This is a genomic window from Bradyrhizobium sp. USDA 3240, assembly GCF_054063295.1.
The window spans coordinates 4,672,975-4,697,966 of sequence record NZ_JBSSGD010000002.1 but is presented as its reverse complement, the minus strand read 5'-3'; the positions used below and the strand labels follow the sequence as shown (position 1 = coordinate 4,697,966).

27 protein-coding genes, 1 tRNA gene and 2 pseudogenes are annotated in these 24,992 nt (G+C 61.7%); 20 read left to right on the top strand and 10 right to left on the bottom strand.

Annotated elements, in window-relative coordinates:
- Nucleotides 1-95: 95 nt before the first annotated feature.
- The 3 genes and pseudogenes from ACVIGA_RS22935 to ACVIGA_RS22925 all read right to left on the bottom strand — a co-directional run.
- A pseudogene (locus ACVIGA_RS22935) lies at nt 96-604 on the bottom strand (transposase); the annotation flags it as partial.
- A 402-nt stretch (nt 605-1,006) separates the two neighbouring features.
- Nucleotides 1,007-2,185 (bottom strand): IS91 family transposase, encoded by a 1,179-nt coding sequence (locus tag ACVIGA_RS22930; protein WP_456668078.1) that lies wholly within the window; start codon nt 2,183-2,185, stop codon nt 1,007-1,009.
- 9 nt (nt 2,186-2,194) lie between these two features.
- Entirely contained in the window at nt 2,195-3,055 is an 861-nt protein-coding gene (locus tag ACVIGA_RS22925; RefSeq protein ID WP_456668077.1) for a tyrosine-type recombinase/integrase, read from the bottom strand.
- Nucleotides 3,056-3,470: 415 nt separating this feature from the next.
- Between ACVIGA_RS22925 and ACVIGA_RS22920 the strand changes: the two genes are divergently transcribed.
- From ACVIGA_RS22920 to ACVIGA_RS22910, 3 genes are all read left to right on the top strand, one after another.
- Complete coding sequence (locus ACVIGA_RS22920) at nt 3,471-4,331, top strand: tyrosine-type recombinase/integrase (protein WP_176534546.1); 861 nt, start codon at nt 3,471-3,473, stop codon at nt 4,329-4,331.
- A 20-nt stretch (nt 4,332-4,351) separates the two neighbouring features.
- Nucleotides 4,352-5,578: an IS91 family transposase gene (locus ACVIGA_RS22915; protein ID WP_456668076.1), complete on the top strand. Its 1,227-nt coding sequence runs from the start codon at nt 4,352-4,354 to the stop codon at nt 5,576-5,578.
- Between the two features lie 857 nt (nt 5,579-6,435).
- Nucleotides 6,436-7,779 (top strand): IS1380 family transposase, encoded by a 1,344-nt coding sequence (locus ACVIGA_RS22910; protein ID WP_456666119.1) that lies wholly within the window; start codon nt 6,436-6,438, stop codon nt 7,777-7,779.
- A 167-nt stretch (nt 7,780-7,946) separates the two neighbouring features.
- On the opposite strand, the gene ACVIGA_RS22905 is transcribed toward ACVIGA_RS22910, so the two are convergent.
- Nucleotides 7,947-8,450, bottom strand: a complete 504-nt coding sequence (locus tag ACVIGA_RS22905) for a hypothetical protein (RefSeq protein WP_456668075.1) — start codon at nt 8,448-8,450, stop codon at nt 7,947-7,949.
- A 951-nt stretch (nt 8,451-9,401) separates the two neighbouring features.
- Here ACVIGA_RS22905 and ACVIGA_RS22900 point away from each other — a divergent pair.
- The 6 genes from ACVIGA_RS22900 (at nt 9,402) to tnpC (ACVIGA_RS22875) (ending at nt 12,667) form a co-directional block, all read left to right on the top strand.
- A complete protein-coding gene (locus ACVIGA_RS22900) occupies nt 9,402-9,542 on the top strand; it encodes a hypothetical protein (protein ID WP_456668074.1) in 141 nt (46 codons plus the stop codon).
- A gap of 46 nt (nt 9,543-9,588) precedes the next feature.
- On the top strand, nt 9,589-9,843 hold the full coding sequence (gene tnpA / locus ACVIGA_RS22895; RefSeq protein ID WP_456668073.1) for an IS66-like element accessory protein TnpA: 255 nt from the start codon (nt 9,589-9,591) through the stop codon (nt 9,841-9,843).
- Between the two features lie 135 nt (nt 9,844-9,978).
- Nucleotides 9,979-10,110: an IS66 family insertion sequence element accessory protein TnpB gene (gene tnpB / locus ACVIGA_RS22890; protein WP_456668072.1), complete on the top strand. Its 132-nt coding sequence runs from the start codon at nt 9,979-9,981 to the stop codon at nt 10,108-10,110.
- A gap of 125 nt (nt 10,111-10,235) precedes the next feature.
- Nucleotides 10,236-10,637, top strand: coding sequence for an IS66-like element accessory protein TnpA (gene tnpA / locus ACVIGA_RS22885; RefSeq protein WP_414643311.1), 402 nt, complete (start codon nt 10,236-10,238; stop codon nt 10,635-10,637).
- The gene (gene tnpB, locus ACVIGA_RS22880) at nt 10,634-10,984 is read left to right on the top strand and encodes an IS66 family insertion sequence element accessory protein TnpB (protein WP_166202960.1); all 351 of its coding nucleotides are present in this window, start codon (nt 10,634-10,636) and stop codon (nt 10,982-10,984) included. The genes tnpA (ACVIGA_RS22885) and tnpB (ACVIGA_RS22880) overlap by 4 nt, the downstream gene beginning before the upstream one ends.
- A gap of 99 nt (nt 10,985-11,083) precedes the next feature.
- Nucleotides 11,084-12,667: an IS66 family transposase gene (gene tnpC / locus ACVIGA_RS22875; RefSeq protein ID WP_166215215.1), complete on the top strand. Its 1,584-nt coding sequence runs from the start codon at nt 11,084-11,086 to the stop codon at nt 12,665-12,667.
- On the opposite strand, the gene ACVIGA_RS22870 is transcribed toward tnpC (ACVIGA_RS22875), so the two are convergent.
- On the bottom strand, nt 12,668-13,105 hold the full coding sequence (locus ACVIGA_RS22870; protein WP_166202962.1) for a hypothetical protein: 438 nt from the start codon (nt 13,103-13,105) through the stop codon (nt 12,668-12,670).
- A 143-nt stretch (nt 13,106-13,248) separates the two neighbouring features.
- Between ACVIGA_RS22870 and tnpB (ACVIGA_RS22865) the strand changes: the two are divergent.
- The 6 genes and pseudogenes from tnpB (ACVIGA_RS22865) to ACVIGA_RS22840 form a co-directional block, all read left to right on the top strand.
- Nucleotides 13,249-13,467, top strand: a pseudogene (gene tnpB / locus ACVIGA_RS22865) (IS66 family insertion sequence element accessory protein TnpB); the annotation flags it as partial.
- A gap of 94 nt (nt 13,468-13,561) precedes the next feature.
- Complete coding sequence (gene tnpC / locus ACVIGA_RS22860; protein WP_456670865.1) at nt 13,562-15,097, top strand: IS66 family transposase; 1,536 nt, start codon at nt 13,562-13,564, stop codon at nt 15,095-15,097.
- A 42-nt stretch (nt 15,098-15,139) separates the two neighbouring features.
- Nucleotides 15,140-15,370, top strand: coding sequence for a hypothetical protein (locus ACVIGA_RS22855; RefSeq protein ID WP_456668071.1), 231 nt, complete (start codon nt 15,140-15,142; stop codon nt 15,368-15,370).
- Between the two features lie 11 nt (nt 15,371-15,381).
- Nucleotides 15,382-15,651, top strand: coding sequence for a hypothetical protein (locus tag ACVIGA_RS22850; protein WP_456668070.1), 270 nt, complete (start codon nt 15,382-15,384; stop codon nt 15,649-15,651).
- Nucleotides 15,588-15,884, top strand: a complete 297-nt coding sequence (locus ACVIGA_RS22845; RefSeq protein ID WP_456670864.1) for an AbiTii domain-containing protein — start codon at nt 15,588-15,590, stop codon at nt 15,882-15,884. The genes ACVIGA_RS22850 and ACVIGA_RS22845 overlap by 64 nt, the downstream gene beginning before the upstream one ends.
- Nucleotides 15,869-16,300: a hypothetical protein gene (locus ACVIGA_RS22840; protein ID WP_456668069.1), complete on the top strand. Its 432-nt coding sequence runs from the start codon at nt 15,869-15,871 to the stop codon at nt 16,298-16,300. Before ACVIGA_RS22845 ends, ACVIGA_RS22840 begins: the two co-directional genes overlap by 16 nt.
- Nucleotides 16,301-16,337: 37 nt before the next feature.
- Here the strand turns inward: ACVIGA_RS22840 and ACVIGA_RS22835 are convergent, their stop codons facing one another.
- The 3 genes from ACVIGA_RS22835 to ACVIGA_RS22825 all read right to left on the bottom strand — a co-directional run bounded on the left by ACVIGA_RS22835 (nt 16,338) and on the right by ACVIGA_RS22825 (nt 18,658).
- On the bottom strand, nt 16,338-17,648 hold the full coding sequence (locus tag ACVIGA_RS22835) for a DUF4238 domain-containing protein (protein ID WP_456668068.1): 1,311 nt from the start codon (nt 17,646-17,648) through the stop codon (nt 16,338-16,340).
- A gap of 112 nt (nt 17,649-17,760) precedes the next feature.
- Nucleotides 17,761-18,075: a GrlR family regulatory protein gene (locus tag ACVIGA_RS22830; RefSeq protein WP_456668067.1), complete on the bottom strand. Its 315-nt coding sequence runs from the start codon at nt 18,073-18,075 to the stop codon at nt 17,761-17,763.
- 493 nt (nt 18,076-18,568) lie between these two features.
- Nucleotides 18,569-18,658: transfer RNA gene (locus ACVIGA_RS22825), tRNA-Ser, on the bottom strand.
- A gap of 212 nt (nt 18,659-18,870) precedes the next feature.
- Between ACVIGA_RS22825 and ACVIGA_RS22820 the strand changes: the two genes are divergently transcribed.
- Nucleotides 18,871-19,734 (top strand): alpha/beta fold hydrolase, encoded by an 864-nt coding sequence (locus ACVIGA_RS22820; protein ID WP_456668066.1) that lies wholly within the window; start codon nt 18,871-18,873, stop codon nt 19,732-19,734.
- A gap of 199 nt (nt 19,735-19,933) precedes the next feature.
- Here ACVIGA_RS22820 and ACVIGA_RS22815 read toward each other — a convergent pair whose 3' ends face one another.
- On the bottom strand, nt 19,934-21,091 hold the full coding sequence (locus ACVIGA_RS22815; protein WP_456668065.1) for an ROK family protein: 1,158 nt from the start codon (nt 21,089-21,091) through the stop codon (nt 19,934-19,936).
- 99 nt (nt 21,092-21,190) lie between these two features.
- Nucleotides 21,191-21,994, bottom strand: coding sequence for an SDR family NAD(P)-dependent oxidoreductase (locus ACVIGA_RS22810; RefSeq protein ID WP_456668064.1), 804 nt, complete (start codon nt 21,992-21,994; stop codon nt 21,191-21,193).
- Between the two features lie 124 nt (nt 21,995-22,118).
- Here ACVIGA_RS22810 and ACVIGA_RS22805 point away from each other — a divergent pair, with 124 nt between their 5' ends.
- From ACVIGA_RS22805 to ACVIGA_RS22790, 4 genes are all read left to right on the top strand, one after another.
- On the top strand, nt 22,119-23,069 hold the full coding sequence (locus tag ACVIGA_RS22805) for a GlxA family transcriptional regulator (protein WP_456668063.1): 951 nt from the start codon (nt 22,119-22,121) through the stop codon (nt 23,067-23,069).
- Between the two features lie 254 nt (nt 23,070-23,323).
- The gene (rplU, locus tag ACVIGA_RS22800; protein WP_223977779.1) at nt 23,324-23,803 is read left to right on the top strand and encodes a 50S ribosomal protein L21; all 480 of its coding nucleotides are present in this window, start codon (nt 23,324-23,326) and stop codon (nt 23,801-23,803) included.
- A gap of 92 nt (nt 23,804-23,895) precedes the next feature.
- Complete coding sequence (rpmA, locus tag ACVIGA_RS22795) at nt 23,896-24,165, top strand: 50S ribosomal protein L27 (protein WP_024583287.1); 270 nt, start codon at nt 23,896-23,898, stop codon at nt 24,163-24,165.
- A 169-nt stretch (nt 24,166-24,334) separates the two neighbouring features.
- Nucleotides 24,335-24,931, top strand: a complete 597-nt coding sequence (locus ACVIGA_RS22790) for a GNAT family N-acetyltransferase (protein ID WP_456668062.1) — start codon at nt 24,335-24,337, stop codon at nt 24,929-24,931.
- The last annotated feature ends 61 nt before the right edge of the window (nt 24,932-24,992 follow it).

Below are 24,992 nucleotides of genomic sequence, written 5' to 3'. Positions count from 1 at the left end.
CGGATCATTTGCGGATACCTTCAAGTCAGAGTTTCTGGCGAACGCTTTCAGGCGACAAACGTCGTTCTATAGACATCGACAAGTGGATCTGTTGAGCCCTGGATCGCCGCATGCAGCAGCTTGGCATCGGTCGGAAAGGTGATGGCCTTCGGCTGCACCGTGGTGTCGACCGTGACCCGCTCAAGGTCCTTGCCGCGCAACGCGCCGACCTCGTGCGCCACCCGCAGGCTCTCGGCCAATAGCAGTTCCAGTCTGTCGCCGAGCCGCTTGCGCCAATGGCTCAGGTCCGAGCGCTCGTGCGGGAATGCGTGCTGGAAGAACTCTTCGCCAGTGAAGTACTGGAAATACGGGTCGTGGACCCAGCGTTCGCATACCCCCTCATCGGACAGCCCGTAAATGTGCTTGAGCAACAACAGCCCGATCACGAAGCGGGTCTCAATCCCCGGCCGGCCGTTCTCGCTGTAGAGCGGCGCTCGCCGTCGATCCAGTCCCAATCGATCTTGCCGGTGAGCCGGACCAGCTCGTGCTTCAGATTGATGATCTGGTCGAGCCGCGCCCTGGAAAGATCGTTCGCTCCCGTCGTTTTGTGCTTCTTCGGCCGCATCGCGCCCTCCGATGCGGACAGGGAATCATGCTTCGCCCGTCGACGGAATCTTGAGGGTTCTGTGAGGTCGCGTGGCAGGCGGGAGCCGCGGCGCGGTGGCGCGTGCGACCTCACAGAAGCCGGATTGAACGAAGCTGCGGAGTTGTGGGCGCTATGGGGATAGTGTGGCGGGGGCAACTGCGGGGAAGGCGCGCCCGTGGTCGCCGCGCGTCGGCAAGACAATCATCGGATGTGAGGGGCTCGATTGATCGGACCAAGGGCGCGATCCAGCGAGGGATTTGCTGCGCTGGGATGCGTAGCCGACCGATTGGCGTGGTGTTCGGTGACGAACGCGGCCACGGCGACATCGAACGTCGCCACCGCGGGGGGGATCACAGAAGGGGTGAATGGTGCAGGCGCTGGTCATGACGTATCACAACGAAACGGATGGTCGCGGGCGCAGACTCGCGGGACGACATCGACGCGCCGCATGGTGCCGCCACAATGGGGGCAGACGGGGATCTCACATTTAGTGAGGGGATCGTCGCCGGCTTCTTGATGAGTCGGAGCGTTGCGGACAGCAAGGAGTTGACGGCAGAGAGCGATCTTATCGTTGCGTCCGCCATTGGCAAGGAAGCCATAGTGGCGGATGGGGTGGAAGCCGTCCGGCAGGGAGTGCAGGAGAAAGCGACGAATGAACTCGTCGGCATCAAGCGTCATGACTTTGGTTTTGCGGTTCTGCCGATAGTCCTTCCAGGAAAAGCTCACCTTGCCATCGGCAAGCGAGATCAGCCTACTGATGGCGATGGCGACGCGAAGAGTATAGCGGCCGAGATAGGCCAGCACCTGTTCCGGGCCGCCAAATGGCGGCTTGGCATAGACGACCCAGTCGGTCCGTCGAAGTTGATTAAGTCGCGCGGCGAATGCAGCGGGATCGGCGAGATGGGCGAGAGCGCCAAAGAAGCCCAGCTCGCCAGCCGCGAGGGCAGCTTGCAACTCTTGCAGAAACAGGCGGCGGAACAGCCGGGAGAGGATGCGCACTGGAAGGAAGAAGCCGGACCGGCAAGCGACCCAGCGTGTGCCGTCGAGCGAGGGTCCACCGCCCGGCACGACGCAGTGGATATGCGGATGGTGTTGCAGGGTCTGGCCCCAGGTATGGAGGACGGCAGTCACGCCGAGCTGAGCGCCGAGATGCTTGGGGTCGGCTGCGATGGTGGCGAGCGTCTCGGCCGCGCAGCGGAACAGGATGGCATAGACGACGGCCTTGTTCTGGAAGGCGATCTTTCCGGCGGGGGCCGGCATGGTGAAGACGACGTGGAAATACGGTACGGGAAGGAGTTCAGCTTGCCGTTCGGCGAGCCATTGCGCGCGCGCCGCGCCCTGGCACTTCGGGCAATGCCGATTGCGGCAGGAGTTGTAGGCGATGCGTGTGGCGCCGCAGTCATCGCACTGCTTGACGTGGCCGCCGAGCACAGCCGTCCGGCATGCCGTGATCGCGCCCATGACGCGCCGCTCGACGCGGCCCAGATGCTCGGCACGGGCTTGCCGAAACGCTTCGCCGTGGCGGCGGAAGATATCCGCCACTTCCAGAACCGGAGCCATCAGGTCCGCTCAGCCGGGCGGCACGACCTCCAGGCGGAGCCGGTCCAGCGGACTTGGCGTATTGCTGATGGTCTTTGTGGCGACTTGGGTATAGCGCGCCGTGCTGGCCAGACTGGCATGGCCGAGCAGCACCTGGATGATGCGCACGTCGGCCCCGTTCTCCAGGAGACGGGTCGCGAATGTGTGCCGCAACGTGTGCACTGTCACCGACTTGCTCAAGCCGGCCGCCGCACAAGCTGAACGGCAGGCGGCGTGCAGCACGTTGGGGACGAGCGGACGCTCGTCGTCGCGGCCGGGAAACAACCATCGCTTTGGCCGAGCGAGCCGCCAATATGTCCGCAGAATCCTCAAAAGCTGCGGCGAGAGTATAACGTAACGGTCCTTACCGCCCTTGCCGTGCTCGACCCGGATCAACATCCGTTGGCTGTCGATGTCGACAACCTTTAAAAGGACCACTTCCGATACGCGCAGTCCGGCGGCATAGACCGTGGTCAGCGCGGTACGGCTCTTGAGGCTCGGGATCGCCTCCAGAAAGCTTACCACCTCGTCGGCGCTCAGCACGACCGGCAACTTGCGCGGTTGGCGCGCATAGGCGATGCGTTCCGGAACGGTGTCATGACCAAGCGTTACACCGTAGAAGAACCGCAGCGCGCAGACGATCTGGTTCAGCGCTGGCCAGGACGTCCCCGTCGCCACCAGATGAACCTGGAAGGCACGTATATCCTCCAGGTCAAGGCGGTCGGGAGAGCGACCGAAATACCGGCTCAACTTCGCTACGGCGTTGAGGTAGGATTGCTGCGTCGCCGGTGACAGATTGCGGACCGTCATGTCCTCGATCATGCGGCGGCGAAGTGGGCTGATCTCAGCCATCGGAAAACCTCCTGTCTAAAGGGTTGGGCTTCGAAAACCCGCAATCCTCTCAGACAGGAGGCAATCCTTGCTATGCCTCCCTACATGCCGCGCCAGCGGCTTCGTTCAATCTCGAAAACGAAATTGCAAGCTTCCGATGCCCAAAACACCAAAACCTTGCAATCTCAGAACGTCAGCCAAATTACGATTCCAGATCAGTCGCCTGGAAGCTTCTTAACGGGCGACAAGTGCCAAAGCCGGAAATGACGCTCTGATGCGCTACCTTTCGGGGAACTAGAGCATTTCATTGCTTAACTGAATCGGAGGGGATTGAACGAAGCCGCTGCCGCGGCGTAGGGGGCAAGGTGGCATAGATCGCCTCCTGGCTGAGAGGATGTGGGTGTTGGAGCCCACCCCCTCAGACAGGAGTATCGAGATGGCCGATTTGAGCCCTCTTCGCCGCCGCCTGATCGAAGACATGACCGTCCGCAATCTGTCGCCGGCGACGCAAAGATCCTACATCAGCGCGGTTTCGAAGTTCAGCCGCTATTTTGGCCGATCGCCTGACCGGTTAGAGCTGGAAGACGTCCGCGCCTTCCAGGTGCATTTGGTCTCGACCGGCATCTCATGGCCGGCGCTGAACCAGATCGTCTGTGCGCTACGGTTTTTCTACGGCGTCACGCTCGGCGAGGCGCTCATCCCAGAGCGCATTCCCTATGCGCGAGAACCGCGCAAGCTGCCGGTCGTTCTCAGCGCCGACGAAGTGGTTCAGTTTCTTGAAGCGGTATCGAGCCTGAAGAGCCGCGCCGCGCTCACCACCGCCTATGCGGCCGGGCTCAGGGCCTCGGAGGTTGCGGGACTGCGGATCGAAGACATCGACAGCGCCCGCGGCGTCATCCAGGTGCGCCACGGCAAGGGCGCGAAGGATCGCAACGTGATGCTGTCGCCCCAGCTGCTGGGCATCCTGCGCACCTACTGGCGGCTCGCCCGGCCGCGGCTTTATCTGTTCCCTGGTCGTGACGAAGATCATCCGATCGATCAGACCGTGCTGCATGCCGCCTGCCGGTCGGCGGTGAAGGCTGCGGGCCTGACCAAGCGCGTCACGCTGCACACGCTGCGCCACAGCTTCGCGACACATCTTCTCGAGAACGGAACCGATATCCGGATCATCCAGGTCTTGCTCGGGCACAATAATTTGTCGTCGACAGCGCGCTACACGCAGGTCGCCACCGATACGATCCGAGCGACGCAGAGCCCGCTCGATCGCCTGTCGCTGGAGGTGACGCCACCTGGATGACCCGCAGCGGGATGCGGGTCATGACCCGCTCCGACATCCGCTCCAACAGGCCCGCCATCGAGATTGCCGATATTCTGCGCCGGCATGGCGACGCCTATCGCCGTGTACATGCCGGTCATCTGGGGCGGGTCGAGCGGCGCGTGATGAGCGCGATCGTTGCGTGCCGGACCGAGGCGCTCGGCGGCCACATGCAGGCTTGCGACGACTGCGGCACGACACGCGTTGCCTATAATTCCTGCCGCAATCGGCACTGTCCGAAGTGTCAGGGGAGAGCCCGAGCCGCGTGGCTCGCCGCGCGTCAAGCCGACCTGCTTCCGGTTCCCTATTTCCACGTCGTCTTTACACTTCCCGCACCGATCGCCGCGATCGCTTTCCAGAACAAGGCCGTCGTCTATGCCATCCTGTTCAAGGCTGCCGCCGAGGCGATGACGACGCTCGCCGCCAATCCACGCCGGCTCGGCGGTGCGATCGGCGGCGTCGCCGTCCTCCACACCTGGGGACAGACGCTGATGCATCATCCCCACGTCCATTGCGTCGTTCCGGGTGGCGGCCTCTCGCCCGATGGCGCGCGCTGGACCGCTTGCCGACCGAACTTCTTCCTGGCCGTCAAACCGTTGTCCAGACTATTTCGCACACTTTTTCTCAAACGTCTGTCGGCAGCCTTCAACTCCGGTGCCTTGCGTTTCTTCGGCGATCTCGGAGCTCTGGCCGAGCCGGCTGCCTTTGCGGCCCACCTCGACGCCATGCGACGCATCAACTGGGTTGTTTACGCCAAGCGGCCCTTCGGCGGACCCGCACAGGTCCTGGCCTATCTCGGCCGCTACACCCATCGCGTCGCGATCGCCAACAGCCGGCTCGTCGCACTCGACGACGATCATGTCGCCTTCTCATGGAAGGACTATCGCCAAAACAGCGCGACAAAGATCATGAATCTCAAGCCCGATGAGTTCATTCGCCGTTTCCTGCTTCATACGCTGCCTGACGGCTTCCACCGCATCCGCCACTTCGGCTTCATGGCCAACCGCCATCGCGCTGCCAAGCTCGCCCTTTGCCGCGAACTTCTCGATCATGAGCCAACAGCCCCAAACGATGGCCAGCCGTCGCCTGTGGATTCGCAGGCTCAAACCTGGGCCGAGGTTCCTGCCTGTCCCGATTGTGGTGGCGTCATGCGCATCATTGAGCGCTTTCGACATAGCTTCAGACGCCCCAGCCCTCGAACATCACCGTTCCGATGCGACACATCGTGAGCCAAGTCATGTCGTGCACGACGATCATCATTCGTCATTTCGCTCCCAGCGTCTCGATCATCGCGGACGATGTCGAATCCGTGCTGTCACACTGCGCGACAACAACCGTCCGATGCAGCAAAAGGCCTATCGCGATCTCAGGCGAAGCGCGTCTGATCTCAACTCTTCCAGGATGCGCACTCCTGTGTCTCTGCCTCACGCGCCGAGCCAGCAGATCGGGCATGGCGATCTCGAACAATCCCCATCGCTGCAAAACCGCGAATAGCCTCCCGCGCCTTCGTTCAATCCGGCTTCAATGAGGTCGCGTCATAAGCGCCTGCCGCGCCCTCGCGTGAGCGCGACCTCACAGAACCCTCCAGATTCACGTCGTGCCGTAAGGCGGCCTCAGTGGTTAGTCGGTTTCCTCGCAAACCTCGCAGGATTGTCGGGCGCATTTGCGATGTTGGCCGCACTCATATGTCTGGTCCCCCGTCGGCGCGCTCGCGTCGCTTGTTCTGATAAGAAAGATTGACTTGTCGATGGCATCGATTGGCTGCTGCTCGACGTGTTGCATAGGCAACGACAGCCTTCGCCCAGCTTCGCGCGCGGGCCCCATAAACCTTCGTATCGTTCCATGTCCCTTTAGATGCCCGACGTTTCCCTACGTTCAATTGAGCCGCCGATCGCGATCGTCCTATTTTCAGGCAATGCGGTAGCGCCCCGCTATCGCTGCCCTCCTTGGGCGTTCCTCCCTAGCCCGTCTTATTCGTCAGAGGGCGCCTGAGAGGCTGGCGAGCGTGGTGTAAAGCGCTGATGAAGCGTAGGATTCGGTTGCGAAGCCAACCCCATCACCTTCCACCGCGAACGCCACGCCCGCCATGACCGATGATACGAGTCTACCCTTCTCGTTTCCAGCCGTTCACGCCAAGAAAGTCACAGCTGCCTTCGATGGCGGTCGGCTGACCTCGAACGGGGGCGTGATGCTTCTTGCGATGGCCGAGCGACGTCTCGGTTTGGCCAACAATTTGGCCCGGGTGTTCCCGGATCGGCGCGATCCGACGCGGGTCGTGCACAGCCTTGTCGATATGTTTCGCGCTCGCATGTTCGCGATCTGCTGCGGCTACGAGGACGCCGATGACCTCGATCATCTGCGGTCCGATCCCGCATTCAAGCTGGCCTGTGGACGGCTACCAGACAGCGGTCGCGATCTGTGTTCCCAACCGACGCTGTCGCGGCTGGAGAATGCTCCCCGCCTGCGCGACGTGATCCGACTGACCTACACTTTGGTCGACGCATGGATGGATAGCTACCCGCGCGAGCCTGCATCCGTCACGCTCGACATCGATGATACCTGCGATGTCGTCCACGGCCATCAGCAGCTCTCGCTGTTCAACGCTCATTATGACGAACGCTGCTTCCTGCCGATCCACGTCTACGACACGGAGAAGAGCCGGCCCGTGGCGGTCGTGCTGCGGCCCGGCAAGACGCCGGGCGGCGTCGAGGTGCGTGCCCATCTGCGCCGCCTGGTGCGGCACATCCGCACGCGATGGCACAAGACGCGAATTACGTTCCGTGGCGACGGGCACTATGCTCGGCCGGAGGCGATGACGTGGTGCGAGAACAACGGCATCGACTACATCTTCGGTCTGTCCGGTACCAGGCCGCTCGCCAGAAAAGTCGACGAGGTCGCCGACGATATCCGCACCCGACGCGCCATCGAGAACCTAGCTGTTCTGCGCGGCTATACCGAGACGCGCCACAAGGCAAAGTCCTGGGATCGCGAACGGCGCACCGTCGCCCGTATTGAGGCGACGATGCTCGGCCTCGACATCCGCTTCGTCGTCACCAGCCTCGATGTCGGCTCGGCCGAGTGGATCTACGACAGCCTGTATTGCGCGCGCGGCCAAGCCGAGAATCTGATCAAGCTGCATAAGACACAGCTCGCCTCCGATCGCACCAGCTGCCGTTCGGCGCTCGCCAATCAAGTCCGCCTCGTTCTCCACACCGCCGCTTATTGGCTGATGCTGACCGTGCGCGACGCGATTCCCAAAGCCCGGGAATTGGCCACAGCCGAGTTCGCGACGCTGCGTCTTCGTCTCTTGAAACTCGCTGCCCGTGTCGTCGAGACCACGAGCCGCATTCGCCTTGCGTTTGCCGCGGCATGTCCCGAAGCCGACCTGATCCGCGGCTTGCCAAGCGCGCTGCTGCCGCTCGGTCCTTGACCGGCGGGGCGTCCGCCCCCCGTTCGCCCAACCTACACCTCAAGCGCGTTGCAAAGTACCGGTCGTCAGGCGGTGAAAAGCCGAAGGCAATCCCGCGCGCCTCGTCAGAGCAGATGTGCGGCCACATCAATCGGACTAAAAAAACGCACTCTCACGAATAGGACGGGCTAGTTGTCGGACCGGCACGGCATCCCGGCTGCCTCGCTCGCCAGTCGTCGCGCGGCTTCGTTGGCGGCGGGCTGCCGCGCATCGACGGAGGCGACACGGCAGAATTCCTGCGGTGTGACCTTGAAGACCGCGAGCTCCTGGATTTCCGTCTCCGCTCCGTCCGTCTGGATGACGGCGCGCCAGACGCGCAGCACGGCGGAGGTCGGCGTGTCGTCGACGAGGCGCCAGTCGACCACGTCACCGAATATCCGGCCCCGGCCCCGAAAAACGTAGGAGGCGCCGGCCTTCCGCCCCGATGGTCGGATGGAGACGGCGGCAAGATTGCCTTCGTCGCTGAATTCGACCGCGTAGCCCGCGGGTCCGGGACACGACCAATCGTCTTCGTACTTCCGCGACCCGTCGATGCATTTCGGGCCCTTGGTCGGCGTGTACACGCTTCGCTCGCCGGCGAGCGCGCTGCCCGCGGCGAGCAGGCACGCGACCGCGATGGCGAAGGACCTCATATCCGCGCTACTTGAGCGACCGGGACCCAAACAAGTCGCTCGTTGAGCGTACGATGCATGACTTGCAGGCCCAGCGGTTGGTCAAGAAGGAACGGGGGCATTGGAATTTGACTAAGACCGGGCGGGCCGAGGAGCGGGAGAAGAACCTTTAAGCTTCCCGCCCCGCCATCGCCGTTGCCGAGGACCGCGCTCGGCCCCCGTAGAAAAGCAGCCGAGCGGGACCGGGAAGGCGAAACGAGGGCCGCATGATTCTAAGGGATAGGCGGGCGGCCCGGCAGCCCTCGGACCCCTCGCCGACTTGTGCAAAGGCTGTCCGGTAGAGTTCGCCTTGGCCCCGGCCTCCTTAGCCGTCCGCCGAATAGACCCGCCTCCTCGGCCTCGGCTGCAACGTCAATCGTCGCGGGCGGCCTTGACGCTCAGCGGGCGCGTTCAGGGACCGTCTCGTCTCGAAGATCGTCTCCTAAGAGAAGGGATCGAGACGAGACGACTACTTACGGGGACCGAGGGTCTTCCCCGTCGTAGGCGACCGTCTCGCGAGAGACGCCCGTTTTATAAAGGTTTCCCTGCTGTCGTCTCGCCTAACCGTCTCGCGCGAGACGGGGGAGGACTGCGGAAAAAGCGCTTTTAGGGGAACTCGATTCGCGAGACGGCCGAAAGAACGCCTTCCGAGACGCTCGTTCCGCTCTCCTCGCAGCACGCGCGCCAATCAACGCAACTTTTATTCCCCACCGCGCGGCCCTCGATTGCTGCGCCCCCGGAGCCTCCCGATAACACCCGGCGGCGGACAGTCCGTCCGCCTAACTGTCAATATAATCAACGCGATAGATCACATTTCGATTTAAACCCCCGACGCGCCCTATGGATTTAGATTTTCATGGCTACAACTTAAGGTTACGATCGCCTTGTGCAAACTACGTCGTAGATACCGGCCGGTTAGCAGGGACGTATCGAATGAGCATCGATCACTTCGACGCGGGTACTTCTGACAAGTCAACGAATAGTGGCAAGACCACTTTGCTGACGTTGAATGATCTGGATGGAAGAACGCTCGGTACGCATCCGGCGGGCGCCGTCTTGTCTGACACGCTGTAATTCGCCAAGCGTGTGACCTTAAGTCTAGCTTTAAGGTCATCAGGCGATGCGGGTCGAGGTTTTGGGCGGGCTGGAGCGTCGGCGGCGTTGGTCGCAGGATGACAAGGCACGGATTGTCGAGGAGACGTTGGCGCCGGGCGCAAAAGTGACAGCGGTTGCACGTCGCAACGGAGTAGCGGCCAGCCTGGTGTTCACCTGGCGTCGTCAAGCGCGGACATCCGAGCCGGTCGCACCGTCTTTTGCGCCGGTGCAGATCGCCGCCACGGAGGCGGAGGACTCCGAAGCTCTTACCTGCGGGTGATAGCCGAGGGCGGTCTGTAGTGGCCGCGCGTATTGGATTGATCGAGATCGACCTCGGTAACCGGCGACGGATCCGAGTGGATTCGCACGTCGATCCAGAAGCGCTGGCGCGGGTCCTCGAGGTACTTGAGCGCCGATGATTGCCATACCGGGTAATGTGCGGGTGTGGCTTGCGACCGGCCACACCGATATGCGCCGCGGCTTCCCGAGCCTCGCGCGTCTGGTCCAGGAGAGTTTGAAGCGTGATCCGCATGCCGGTGATCTCTAGTGAGCGTCATGCGGAGACCACGCGCTGAGGGTTGATCTGGTCGGCTAGGAAGATCTCGCGGAATGGTTTGTCGCGAGGTCACAATGTCAAAGGATAGTCGTAAGGATAGCGATAAGGATAGGCATATGCCTATCCTCGAACACGGCGCCGACACGCTGCAGCGTGTCGAGATCATCACCGGGACGGGCCGACGTCGGCGCTGGTCGACCGATGCGAAGGCGGCGATTGTTGCGGAGAGTTTTGCGCCGGGTGCAAGCGTGTCCGCAGTGGCGCGGCGACACGACATCAGTCCAAGCCTGTTGTTTCTCTGGCGTCGCCAGGCTACGCGGGCGCAGGTCGCGGAGCGCGGGGACAGAGGCATGCCACCTGGCTTTGTGCCGATCGCGATCACCGGCTGTGGGCGCCCGAGTGAGGAGCAGGCGGCGATCGAGATCGAGGTCGGCGCGATTCGCATCCGTGTCAGGGGGACAGTCGACCGGGAGGCACTGTGCGAGGTGCTGGCGGCGGTCGGGACGGTTGGTCGATGATCGGGCTTCGAGCTGGGTTGTCGATCTGGATTGCGACGCAGCCGGTCGATTTCCGCCGCGGCATGGACTCGCTGGCGATGCTGGTGAGCGAGGCCTTTGGAGCCGATCCGTTCGACGGCGGACTTTATGTCTTCCGCTCCAAGCGCCGAGATCGCGTGAAGATCCTGACTTGGGATGGAAGCGGCCTTGTCCTTTACTACAAAAGAATCGAGGGGCAGTTCACCTGGCCGCCGATCAAGGAAGGCGTCATGTCGCTATCTCATGCTCAGCTCTCGGTGCTGCTCGATGGCTCGGACTGGAAGCGTGTGCCGATGCGAGTTGTGGATCAGCCGATGCGAGCTGGTTGATCATTATCAAGAGTCGTTCGTCACTCATGCGGAGTTGTTGTAGAATCGCTCTGCATGAGTGATTTGCCTTCCGATCCAGCATTGCTCCGACAAGCCGTGATGACGCTATCGTCACGGCTTGCGGCGTTGTCGGAGGAATGCAGCACGCTGGCGACCGAGCGTGATGCAGCGATCGCCCAACGCGACGCTGCGATCCAGGAGAACGACAAGCTCCTGATGATCCTGTCCCAGTACAAGCGCACGATCTTCGGTCCGCGCTCCGAGACACTGGATATCGGACAGCTGTCTCTCTTCACCATCAGGGCACAGGCGGTTCGTGCCGCCGCCAACGACGACGTGACCGGAGGCAGGCTGCCTGACGGAGCGGAGGGCCGTGGAAAGCGACCGGCGCGACGCAACCGGGGGAAGCTTCCGGAGCATTTGCCGCGCATCGATGTCGTGATCGATATCGAGAGCCACATCTGCCCTTGCTGCGGCGAGCAGCTGCACAAGATCGGGGAGACCGTCAAGGAAGCCTTCGACGTCATTCCGATGCAGTACCGGGTCAAGCGCATCATGCGTCCACGGTACGGCTGCCGGGGATGCCGCCAGGGTGTTCTGCAGGCACCCGCGCCGGCCCAGGCGATCGACGGTGGAATGGTGACGGAAGCCTTGCTGGCCCACGTCGCGGTGATGAAATACGGCTACCAGCTGCCGCTGTATCGCCAGGAACAGATGTTTGCCGCCCAAGGCATCACGCTCGACCGGCAAACGCTGGCCTCGTGGATGGGCCGCGTCGCCTGGTGGCTGAAGCCGCTTCACGCGCTGTTGCGCCGCGCAGTGATGTCCTACCCGCGGCTGTTTGCCGACGAGACGCCGCTGCCAGTTCTCGATCCCGGCCGTGGCAGAACCAAAGTCTGCCAGTTCTGGGCGATCGCCACCGACGACCGCCCGTGGGGCGGCCCGGCGCCGCCGGCAGTAGTCTACGTGTTCGCCGAGGATCGCAAGGCAATCCGCGCCAGGCAGCTGTTTGGAGACTACGACGGCATCCTGCAGGTCGACGGCTACGCCGGGTACAAGGGGCTGATTAAAAACGGCGGCCGTCTGGTACAACTGGCGTTCTGCTTCGCGCATGCGCGGCGGAAGTTCTGGGACGTCCACATCGCGACGAAATCGCCGATTGCCGCGGAAGCGCTGCAGCGGATCGCGATGTTCTACGCCATTGAGGATCGCATTCGCGGTTTGCCGGCGACGCAGCGAGCTGCGGTGCGACAATCCGACACCAGACCGCTGATCGAGGACTTCAAGCCCTGGCTCGAGGCGCGACTGCTGGAAGTCTCGAAGAAATCCGGCCTTGGCAAGGCGATCCGCTACACCCTCAACCATTGGGACGGCCTGACGCGATTCATCGATGATGGGCGCATCGAGATCGACAGCAATACGGTCGAACGCAGCATCAAGCCGATCGGGCTGGGAAAGAAAAACTATCTGTTCGCAGGCAGTGAGGGCGGCGCCGAAACCTGGGCCACTCTCGCATCACTCATCAACTCCGCAAAGCTTCACGACATCGACCCACGGCACTATTTTACTGATGTTCTCGAGCGCATCGTCTCCGGACGTACCAAGATCAATCAGCTGAACACGCTGCTGCCGTGGAATTGGAAAGCCGAGCGCGATGGTTCGGAGCCAAAGCTCGCCGCTTGATCAGTTCGACGGCACGGCGTCGGGAACTTCCTGCGCATCGCTGGCGTCGTCGTAGATCTCTTCGCGGATCACGCGCAGCGTTACCTCGTGCAGATACACTTGCAGCGCACCCTCCAGCTCGGTGAACTCGGGCAGCAGGACTCGATCAACGAAGCCCCGTGACGCACGGACCATCACCGTGTTACGTCGCTGTCGGCGATAACGAAACGGCCGCAGCCCATATCGGCGGCAAAGCGCCAGAAACAGGTGCCGAGACCACTGGTCGGGAAGTGAGAATTGCTGTTCGATCGGTGGATCGTGGCGAGCAAGTTCCTCGACCCGGGCCCGCACCCGCTGCAGCGCGGCTTCCGCTGCAAGGCGCTCACCAGCAGTTCCGGCCCCCACGAACAACGCCTCGATCTTCCGAAGCTTCTCGCGCAGCTGCGACTCGCTGGTCATTCTGATCCCCGTTGCCCGCTCCGAACCGGGATCAACCCATCACCGCGCGCCGGCGGCGTCAATCATCCCGACCGCGCTATCCAGAGCATTCCGCGCAAGTCAAGCCCAGGCACCCGTGATCCTCTCGTGACGCTCACGATCTCTATGTTTTTAGAGGCCGCCGCGGCGACCTGATCAAGATCATCTGGCATGATGGCCAAGGCGCGTGTCTGTTCACGAAGCGGCTGGAGCGAGGCCGCTTTTTGTGGCCATCAATGGCGGACGGCGTTGTGACGATCAGCGTTGCGCAGCTATCCTATCTCCTCTCCGGAATTGATTGGCGGATGCCGCAGGCAACCTGGCGTCCACAGGCTTCCGGTTAAATCGAGCGGGATTTTTTGCGACGAATATGGTTGATTCGTCCTCGTGACGACGCCCGCCGATCCGCTTCCCACCGACCTTGCCGCAGCACACGCGATGATCATTGCGCAGCGCGAGCAGCTGACGCTGGCGAAGAGCGAGGTGACCGTCGGCCGGCTGGAGATCGAGCGGCTGAAGCTGATGCTGGCCAAGGCACGGCGAGAACAGTTCGGGCAATCTTCTGAGCGCGGCAAGCTGCTGGTCGAGCAGCTCGAACTCGCCATCGAGGATCTTGAAGAGACCCAGGCTGAGCAGGAAACCAAGGCCGAGCTCGCAGCGCCGGAAGCCGCCAAACAGCAGCGCGTGCAAAATCCACGGCCGCCGCGACGTCCGTTGCCGGACAATCTACCGATCGAACGCATCGTCGAACCCGCTCCTTGCGTATGTGGCAAGTGCGGCAGCGAGCGACTGCACAAGCTCGGCGAGGTGGTATCGAAGACCCTGGAATGTGAGCCGCGGCGCTGGAAGATTATCGAGCATGTCCGCGAAAAGTTCTCCTGCCGGGATTGTGAGGCAATCACCGAGGCGCCGGCGCCCTCCCATCCGATCCCGCGAGGCTTTGCCGGGCCGAGCCTGCTGGCGATGGTGCTGGTCAACAAGTTCCTGCTGCACCAGCCGTTGAACCGACAGAGCAAGACCTATGCCCGCGAAGGGATCGAGATCGACGTCTCGACCCTGGCGGATCGGATCGGCGCCTGCGTGGTCGCACTCGATCCCATCATTGAGGCGATCCGGATCCACGTCATGAGCGCGGAACGCATCCACGCCGACGATACGACGGTGCCGGTGCTGGCCAAGCTCAAGACGGTTACCGGCCGGATCTGGACCTACGTTCGCGATGACCGGCCGTTTGGCGGCACGGATCCGCCGGCGGCCCTGTTCTACTACTCACGCAACCGGGCTGGAGAACACCCGCAAAGCCATCTTGCCGGCTATGTCGGCCTCATGCAGGCCGATGCCTTCGATGGGTATAACCAGCTCTACAAGGCCCAAAGGAAGCCAGCTCCGATCCTTGAAGCGGCCTGTTGGAGCCACGGCCGCAGAAAGTTCTTCGACCTGGCGAAATCTGGAGAGGCGCCGATTGCCAGCGAGGCCGTGCGACGCATCGATATCCTGTTCGAGATCGAGCGCACCATCAACGGCAAAACGCCGGAACAGCGGCTTGCGGTACGTCGTGATAAGTCGAGGCCGATCGTCGCCGATCTCGAAATCTGGATGCGTCAGCAGCGAACCTTGCTCTCATCAGGCAACGATACTGCAAAGGCGATCAACTACCTGCTCAACCGTTGGGCGGCGTTCACCCGCTTCCTGGACGATGGTCGCGTCTGCCTCTCGAACAACGCTGCCGAACGAGCCTTACGCGGTGTGGCTGTCGGAAGACGAAATTGGACCTTCGCCGGTTCTGATGCCGGCGGCCATCGCGCCGCCGCCGTCTATACCCTGATCGAAACCTGCAAGATGAACGACGTTGATCCGCAAGCTTGGCTCGCGGATGTGTTGGCCAGGCTTCCAGATCACCCCGTCAACAAAGTCGCCGACCTGCTCCCGTGGAATTGGAAGGCGACCCAACAGTCCAGAGCGGCTGCCGCCTGACCGCCACGGCTGACTGGCGCGCCTGCCCGGGGTGCTGACCGGATGCGTACAACGCTCGCCGCGCGCCGCGCTAACCAACTGATCGGAGCGCTGGAGGAGGCTCATGGAGGTCGAGATGTATCCATCGAGCAGCGTCTCCGCATCATCGACCTCGCTGTACTTAATGCGATGACTGAGGACCGCGCCACTCGGTATTTCCGGGGAGAGCCAATCGATGTCAGCGAATTTGCAACGCTGTGCAATGCCAAGAGGCGAGCATTGGATGCGCTCTAGGAGAAAATGACATGCCTGAAAAATTCAATGGTCAGGCGAGAGATGCCATCGCGATGGCGTTCGCTGATCTTGGTGATGTTGAGGGTTTGGTGAAATGGGCAAGGTCCGGCGCACGCAATCGCGCCGCGTTTTACCAGAATGTCTACACTAAGCTTATCCCCGTCACAGTTTCCGGCACTGTCGATGTGAAGGATGAGTCTTCCTCGGCAATGCAGAAATTGGAAGACGCATTCCTGCCCATCATGGCCACGCGCGGCGACGGCCTGACCCTGCAATCCTAGATATTGCATCTGAGGTTTCGATATCAGAGTCTCTCGCCTCAATTGAAGTCGCGCTGAACGCGAAATCCGACGGCGGCAGCCTCCATATGCCATATACTCCAGAGCAGTTAGGCGCCCTTTCGAACATGGTCGGGCGCAATGTGGCGCGGGCCGGAGTTGATTTTTCAGCGGGGACCCTGGCGCACATTGTCGACGCCGTGCGTAATCTCGTGCTCGATTGGCGATCGAATTAGAGAAAAAGGGAGTGGTGGGTGAAGGAATGACCTTTAGTCCTGATGAGAGGAAGATCGCGGCAACTAACCCGGTTGCTTTCCATATCGGCACGATCACCAATTTTGCTGGAAATCTTGGAGTAGCAAATTCCGCCGGCAATATTATGAATACGCCACTCAATGTCGAGCAGGTCAAGAATCTCATTTCTCAAGTGAGATCGCATTCTTCAACGCTGCGAGACGAGGGTGTTGATCCATCAGAGCTCTCCACTGTGCTCGATAAAATCGAACGTCACCTTGCAAACTCAGATCAGTCCCTTCTGCGTACTGCACTTGGGGAGTTGGAGAAAGTTGTTGCTAAGGCTGCCGGTGGATTAGTTTCGACTGGCATCGTCAGCTTGCTTCATCAAATATTTGGAACGGGAATACCGACATGATCAGTTCATGGGACGCGCAATCCTAAAGCTGGCAAAATCATCGCGGGTTCATAATCTTTCGGTGCTCGTTCCGCTGTTTCCTCTTTTTAGCTCTATTGCTGAGTTTTGCGGTGGTCCCCGGTCTAAGGATCTTTTGTTCGAGACTAAGATGCCATCGATGAAACTCAGGGCTGTCCTCGGTTTTGTCGAGCGCCCCGAACCTGTCCGATATGCCACGACGCTTGGGTCCAAACATGCGGGTGAATTCCCCCTGAAATGCGTAGTGGGTTTTTCGCTCACGCTCCGCAAGGCGTTCGTCTTTAAAGCCGCGCTGTCCCGGTCGACGACCATATGAGTCAAAAGCGTCGGCCCGCCGATCATCATAGCCGATGATGATTTCCTCGCTCACCGTGACCGAACGCGGATCGGGCATTAGTAAATATCGGTCATCCAGTTTACGCCAATGTTCCGAAGGAATACGGCGCTCAGGGTATAGCCATGCTTCCTCAGCCGCCGCCACGTGCCGATAGGCACGTTTCTTGATAACGAAATTGATTTGGTTGATCTCGACTTCGGTGAGCTCGCGTCCGGTTTGGATGCCCGGATAATAGAAGATGGCCGAGCGAAAAAGGTTTGGGTTCGGCCGCCACTTGATAGCTGAGGCATGAGGATTTCGGACCCACGAATGATTTGTGAGAACCAACGCTCCGGTCGGGCTGAGCGGAAAAATCGTATGGGTGCCTACGCTGCGGATATCTGGATCGCGAAATTCCCGGCACCAATGGGAATTTGGAAAACAATCACGATTGTATACGGTGACCGGGTGATCAGAGATGATGAATTTTGTCTGCGTCTGAGTGGCGTCGACCAGAGCCCAGACCGCTTCCGTCCAGATCGCACAATATAGATTTTGCAGCTGCTGCATTGCCAACAGCACTGCGTTTCGGTCACGCATGCCAGTCATGGCGGCGAGCTGGGCAAGCCCCTTCCGGGTTCGAAGCTTCTGCACGCTCATGTAGTTGAGAAGATTTTGGAAGGCGGTCTCGTCTGCTCCAGGATGGGTGAAGTTAGCAAAATATTCGATTGCGTCTCTGCCCTTGGTGTCGACCCTTCCGAAGAAGAATTGCTCGATTTCGGTGGACTCCCAAGTACCAAAACGAGTGGTATATAAATCCGTCTCCTTGAAGCACCTATCAGTGCCCCACCGGTTCACAGCCTTCTTCTGACGCAGTACTCCGTTGGGATCGCGAAATTGGTCGGGCTTAAGATCGAGATAGTAAAACTTCTTCTCACCAACGGCAGGCAAGAAGCGACGCTGATACCATTGGGCAACGTAATGATTTTCTCGGTACGCTGTGGTTGCGGTCATGACCACGCAACTAGAGAAGCGCAAGCACAAACTCCGCGCGATCTTCGCGCGGACGGCAACGAAAGCGCCAATTCAAGTCCTTGGACGGCATACTGATGCTGTTGAGCGGATGTTAGTCGCTAACCCGGTGCAGATCAGCCTGGAACGTGACGCCATCCGCCGATCCGGTGCAGGAAGCTGTCCCGTTTGAAGATTTGCCAGTCAGAGTGATCGTGATGGCGTCTACGCCGAAGACTGATGGCAGCCCTTGCGTGTGCCGTTTGGTGGAAACCTGAGCGCTGAACTTGTCGCCGTCTTGGGAATAGGTCCCGGTATACATGATGGCGGAATCACCACCGCGAAGCTGGCCATCGGCCAACGTCAAGACGCCAGCGCCGACCCCTTTCGGGGTTCTGAATTGGACAACATAAAAGCCATTGGGAAGCATTAGAATCTCCGGTTGCTAGACCTGCAACCTGCAGTGAGTCGCGGAGTCGACGCAATAGCAATAGGTGTGCCTGCGTGCCAAAGCGGACAGGTTACTTATTGGTCAGCCCCTGCCCGCTCGGCCGTTTCTTTGCAAATAGCGCCAAACGCAAAAGCCGCTAAGGTCTCCCTCGACGGCTCGTGGGGGCCCAAGGAAACGGCCTCCCATCCGAAGCCTCGCCGCTTCGATGTTTATCCGGGGGTTTTGATCCGAAAATCGCTAAAGTATTAATGAAATCAATTGTGTATGGCGGAGAGAGTGGGATTCGAACTACGAGTACGGTTGGCGAAGCCACCGGCGACACGCCGTTCAGAGAATGGTCTCCGGGGTTCGCCTTTTCGCGTAAGGTTTTTGGCTCTGAGGTTACCTTGACGGCATTCTATGGGCCGAAATCCGCGGCTGTGTCGCGGAATTCGCGCCGCAATCTCTTCTCGGTCTTGCTAGCGAGACTACGTGGCGGAGAGGGGGGGATTCGAACCCCCGATAGGCTTGCACCTATGCCGCATTTCGAGTGCGGTACAATCAACCACTCTGCCACCTCTCCAGCGGCCCAGGTGATTTGCACCACCCGCGCTCGGGCGTGTTCTAGGCGAGGATGGCGGGACAGACAAGGCGCTGCAATAATATTTCCGTCGCCGAGGCTTCGCCCCAGCGAGGCACCGGGGTGGCGCAAGAAAGCGCGCGGAAACAAAGCCCTAGCGGGACGGTTCGGGTTCGATCGGCGCGCGGGCGAAGCAAAAGCAGCAGGAGCGACCCATGGAGCATGTGACGATTCGAGCCAATGGCGCGGCGTTCCACGTCGCGCGGACCGGCAACGGGCCGCCGCTGCTGCTGTTGCACGGCTGGCCGGAATTCTGGCTGACCTGGAAGCCGGTCATGGCGCGGCTCGCCGACCGTTACACCCTGATCGCGCCCGACCTGCGCGGCTTCGGCGACAGCGACAAGCCGCAAGGCTCGTTTGGCCCCGATCAGCATACCGACGACATGCTGGCGCTGCTGGATGCGCTGGGGATCGACAAGGCCGGCGTGGTCGGCCACGACGTCGGCGGCGCGGTGATGCAGCCGCTCGCCCGCAAGGCGTCGGAACGCATCGCCGGGCTGTTCTTCTTCGATTTCGTCTATCCCGGCATTGGGGCGCGGATGGCCGCGCCGGACCGGCTGAACCACATCTGGTACCAGTCGTTCCACCAGATGGAGATGGCGCCCGCGCTGGTCGGCGCGAACAGAGAGACCTGCCGTACTTACATCGGCCATTTCCTGCACAACTGGACGCATCGCAAGGCCGCGTTCGACGACGTGATCGAGGACTTCGCCGACAACTTCTACAAGCCGGGCAACCTCGCCGGCGGCTTCGCGCATTATCGCGCGTCGCATGCAGGGCGCGTGAAGATGATGCAGGGCGAAGCGCCCGTCCTGCCGCCGATCACGCTGCCGACATGCATCCGCTGGGCCGAGCACGACCCGCTGTTTCCCTATGCCTGGACCGACCGGCTGGGCGAGACCTTCTCGAATCTGGACCTGAAGATGTTTCCCGATGTCGGGCACTTCCCGCATCGCGAGGACCCCGACCGCGCCGCCGCCGAGATCGCCGGCTTCTTCGGGCGGATCAATTGGAAGTAGAAATTGGTGGGACCGCCAGGACGCGACAAAAACTGGCGGTCCCGTGCCGCTTCTCAATATTGCCGGCCGGGAAGTGCGGCTTCGCCGGTCGGCGGGAGCGACGCCTTCACGGTAGCGGCCGGGGCCCAAACGGCAACGCGAACCCGATCTTAACCTAACCGATCAACCTTACCGGGCGATCGGCTGCGCCCAAGGGCGCTCAGGCGTCAGCCTTCTTGGCTTTCTTGGCCTTCTTCTCGCCCTTTTCGCCCTCGTCGTCCTTGTCCTTTTTCTCGGCCTTCTTGTCGTCCTTGCCGTTGTCCTTCTTGCGATTGGTGTAGCGGGCATTGCCGAGCCCGGTTCCGATCGTCAGCACGCCCCAGCGCGTGACATCCTGCATGAACGGCACCTCGGCCAGTCCCTGCGCCACGCCGTCATTATGCATCACGATCGCGGTGTCATGATCGCCGATCTGCGGGATCGCCTCGACCAGGCTCGCCGGCAGGTTGAATTTGCTGCTCTCCCAATTGCCCGGCAGATTCTGTGCGCCTTTCTCGATCGAGCCGTCCTTGTTGATGACGCCGGGACAGGAGATGCCGATGAACGGCGCGAGCTTGAGGTTCTCCTTCTCGGCGGCGGTGATCAGATCCTTCAGCATCTTCACCAGCCGCTTCACCGCGCCTTCACGCGTCGGCTCGTCGTCGGCATGGCGCCACAGCTCCGATTTCCAGACCGTGGCCTTGGAGAGATCGGGCGCCTTCTTCCAGCGCGTCTCGACGACGCCGCAACGGATATTGGTGCCGCCGATATCGACGGCGAGCATGCCGTCATGGGCCTCGAAAATCCACGACGGCGCCAGATGCAGCGTTCCGATCAGCCCGGCATCATCGGGATGAAAGCGGATCGGCACCAGGTCGACCTTGAAATCCTCCGACTTCAGGATGATGTCGGTGCGCGCGATGGCGAGCTCGCCGAGCCTGGAGTCGCGAAAGCCGCCGCCGACCACAATGCGCTCGGTCTTGGCCCAGGCCTTGGTGCCGAGAAAGCGCCGCGTCACATAGGCGAGCTCCTGCGCAAATTCCTCGATCGCGCTGTGCACGACCGCGGAGGCCTCGGTGTCGTCGCCGACCAGCAATTCGTCGAGCTTCTTCTTGCTGATCTGGTCCGACGGCTCGTCGCCGAACGGATCCTCGTCCGACTTGCGCAGCGGCTTGCGCCAGCGGTCGAGGATCTTGCGGAAAGCGCCCTTGGAGGCGCGATCGCCGAGAAAACCATCGTCGTCCTTCAGCTCGATGTTGAAGCTGTCGATGTCGACGGATGGCAGCCGCGCGGCACCGTGGTGCGCGATTCCCGTGGTCAGTCCGGTGTCTTCGGCCATTCGCCCTGCCCGCTTGAGATTCCCAGCACTAACGACCGGGAACTCAAATGGTTGCGTCCCGCGCTCGGCCTGCGTGGGACGCAATGATCGCAGGGGGCGTCAGGCCGCCTTCACCCCGTAGCGCGCCGCGGGCGTGCTGCGCGACAGGTTCGGCATCAGCTTCTGCCGGGCCGCCTCATAGGCCTGCCAATCGGCAGCCTCCGGCAGCGACGGGACGGTGAAGACCTCGCCCTGGTCGAGGCCGGCCAGCGCAGCGTTCACCATGTCCTCGGCCTTCATCACGATCTCGCCGGGCAGATGCGCGACCGGCGTGCCGGCGATGTCCCAGAACTCGGTGGCGGTGGCACCCGGCAGCACGGCCTGGACGCGAATGTTCTTGTCCTTCAGCTCGTGCTGCAGCGAGTGGGTCAGCGCCAACACGAAGGCCTTGCTGCCGCCGTAGACGCCGTTGAGCAGTTCCGGCTGAACGCCGACGACCGAGGCGATGTTGATGATGGTTCCGCCGCCGCGCGCGACGAATCCCGGCACCGCCGCATAGGTGAGGCGCATCAACGCGTCGACATTGAGCGCGATCATGTCGCTCATCTTGTCGACATCGGATGCGAGCAGCGGCGCTGTGGCACCGACGCCGGCGTTGTTCACCAGCACGCTGATGCCTTCGTTGCTGCGCAGAATGGATTCGATCCGTGCAACATCGCCGCGCTTGGCGAGGTCGGCGGCGACGATCTCGATCGATCGGCCTGTCTCCGTCGCGAGACGCTTGGCGAGCCCATCGAGGCGCTCACGGTTGCGTGCAACGAGGATCAGATCGTAGCCACGCCGTGCGAGCCGGTCCGCGTAGATGGCACCGATTCCGGACGACGCACCGGTAACGAGCGCCGTCCCTTTGGCTGACTTGGTCATGTTGGTCTCCTGTTTGACCTGAACGGCCGGACTTGGCCGTTGCTCAGGTTCTACAGGCCCCCTTGCATGTCTCAAATGTCATATATACACCTTTTTAGGACACAGACTGCGGTTGGAGAGTTCCATGCAGGAGATCGGCTTCGTCGTCTTCCCGGAGTTCCAGGTGATGGGCTTCACCGCCATCACGGCCTTCGAGGTCGCCAATTTGATCGCGGGCGCACCGTTCTATGAGGTCACGCTGCTGTCGGAGAATGGCGGCCCGGTGCGGTCCTCCGCCGGCTTCAATGTCGAAACCGAAGCCTTTGGCGATCGCAGCTTCGACACGGTCTTCATCGGCGCCGGCCACGAGCTTCATCCGGCATCTCCGAAGTTGATCGACTACATGCGACGCGCCATGACGACATCGCAGCGCATCGCCGCGCCCTGTATCGGCGCCTTCTCACTGGCTGAAGCCGGCCTGCTCGACGGCCGGCGCGTTTCCACGCACTGGCAATTCGCCCCGGAATTGCAGGCACGATTTCCCGGGCTCAAGGTCGAGCAGGACCGCATCTACATTGTCGACGGGCCGATCTGGACCTCGGCCGGCATGACCGCGACGATCGATCTGGCGCTGGCGATGATCGAGCATGATTTGGGCGTCGAGGTCGCCCGTTCGGTGGCCCGCAAGCTCGTCGTCTATCACCGCCGCACCGGCGGACAGTCGCAGTTCTCGGCACTGCTCGAACTGGACCCGAAATCCGACCGCATCCAGAACGCCCTCCACTACGCCAAGGCGCATCTGCGCAACGAGCTCTCGGTCGAGGAATTGGCCGAGGTGGCGCGGCTCAGTCCGCGCCAGTTCAGCCGCGCCTTCCGCGCCGAGACCGGCCAGTCGCCCGCCAAGGCGATCGAGCAGCTCCGGGTCGAGTCCGCCAGAGAACTGATCGGCGATGGCCGCCATTCGATGGACGAAATTGCCGTCGAGACCGGCTTTGCCGATCGGGAACGGATGCGGCGGGCGTTCCTGCGGGTGCTGGGCCAGCCGCCCCAGACCATCCGCCGGCACGCGCGGGCCGCGGCAAAGACCGCGGCCTGAGGGGCAATCCAGGCCAAAATCGCGCCAAACCCTTCATTTTGGCCGGTTTTTGCCCTGCTTTACCTTGACTCCGCGTCGTCAGCAGCTATAAGTCCGCCCATCCGGCGCGGAGTTTTCTCGCGCCGATTGTTTTTGTGCGATCCAGTTTGGGAATTCATTCCCTTCGCGCGAAACACATAACCCATAGCGACTGAACAAAAAGCCGACCCGGGCTAACCGTCCGAGGCCGGAACCGAACACGAAGGAATCAAACGATGTTCGCAGTCATCAAAACCGGCGGCCGGCAGTACCGTGTCGTTCCGAATGATGTACTCGAGATTGGCAAGATCGCCGGCGATGTCGGCACGATCGTGCAGCTAGGCGAAGTTCTGGTGCTCGGCGGTGACACGCCGGTGCTGGGAACGCCCACCGTGGCAGGCGCCACCGTTGCGGCCGAAGTGCTGCAGCACAAGCGCGGCGCCAAGGTGATCGCGTTCAAGAAGCGTCGCCGCAAGAATTCACGCCGCAAGCGCGGCTATCGCGACGAGCTCACGGTGCTTCGCATCACCGAGATCCTCGCCGATAACGCCAAGCCGACCGTCGGCCCGCGGCCGAAGAAGGAAAAGGTCGCAGCGCCCGCCGATGATGGCGAGGACGCAGCACCGAAGGCGGCCAAGAAGAAGGCGCCCGCAAAGGCGCCGGCCGCGAAAAAGGCTCCGGCCAAGAAGGCCGCGGCCAAGAGCGAGAAGAAGTGATCGTCGCGCTTTCAGATTTGAAGCGTGACAAAACGTGAAATGATTCCGTCAAGGAATTGATCTAGAGATCAAAGCGAAGTCGGAGACGAGCTATGGCTCATAAAAAAGCAGGCGGTTCATCGCGCAACGGACGTGATTCCAAGGGCAAGCGCCTTGGCATCAAGGCGTTCGGTGGCGAGCGCGTGATCCCCGGAAACATCATCGCGCGTCAGCGCGGCACCACCTGGCATCCTGGCCTTAATGTCGGCATGGGCACCGATCATACTCTCTTCGCCAAGGTCGAGGGTCATGTCGAGTTCCGTGCCAAAGCCAATGGCCGCACATTCATCTCGGTTATTCCGATGGCGGAGGCGGCCGAGTAGACGGTGGACACACATGAGTCCGCCGGGTCCTGTTGAACCGGCGGAGTCGTAAAGGGCTCTAAGGGGAGGCGGGATGACCGGCCTCCCCTTTTCGTTGCGCGCGATCCGGTTCGACCGCGCGTGACGTTCCAAGCGTTGCGTACCGATTGTCGCATCACAGGAGCTCGACATGTTGCAGGACATCCCGACGCCGACCTTGCGCGAGGCAAGAGCTTGCGTCCTCGAGACCGAACGGCTGACCTTGCGCAAGCCGACGCTCGCGGACGTAAAAGCAATCGCACGCCTCGCCAATGATCGCCGCATCGCGGAGAACACCCGCCGCCTGCCGCATCCCTATACCCAGGACGACGCCATCGACTTCGTGCGCGCGCTCGGCGCCGGCGGACGCGAAACCGTTTTCCTGATCGAGAACAATCACACGCCGATCGGCATGGTCGGCATCAACTGGCGCGAGGAGACCGCGGCCGAACTCGGCTACTGGCTCGGCGTCGACCATTGGGGCCAGGGTTTTGGCACCGAGGCCGCGCGCGCCGTGATCGATTATTTCTTCGAGGAATTCGACCTCGACCAGCTGATCGCGGGCGCCCGCGTCGTCAACCCGTCGTCGCGCAACATCCTCGAGAAGTGCGGCTTCCAGTGGAGCGGCGTCGAGCTGCACCGCTTCGAGTCGCTGGGCTCATCGAGCCCGGTCGACGCCTTCCGGCTGTCGCGCGGCGTCTGGGCTTCGCTGAAGAGCTGGAACAACTCGACCCGGCGGGAGAGCTGAGGCTCACCCTCCCCTGAAGGGGGAGGGTCGGATCACATTGAGCGCAGCGAAATGTGAGACG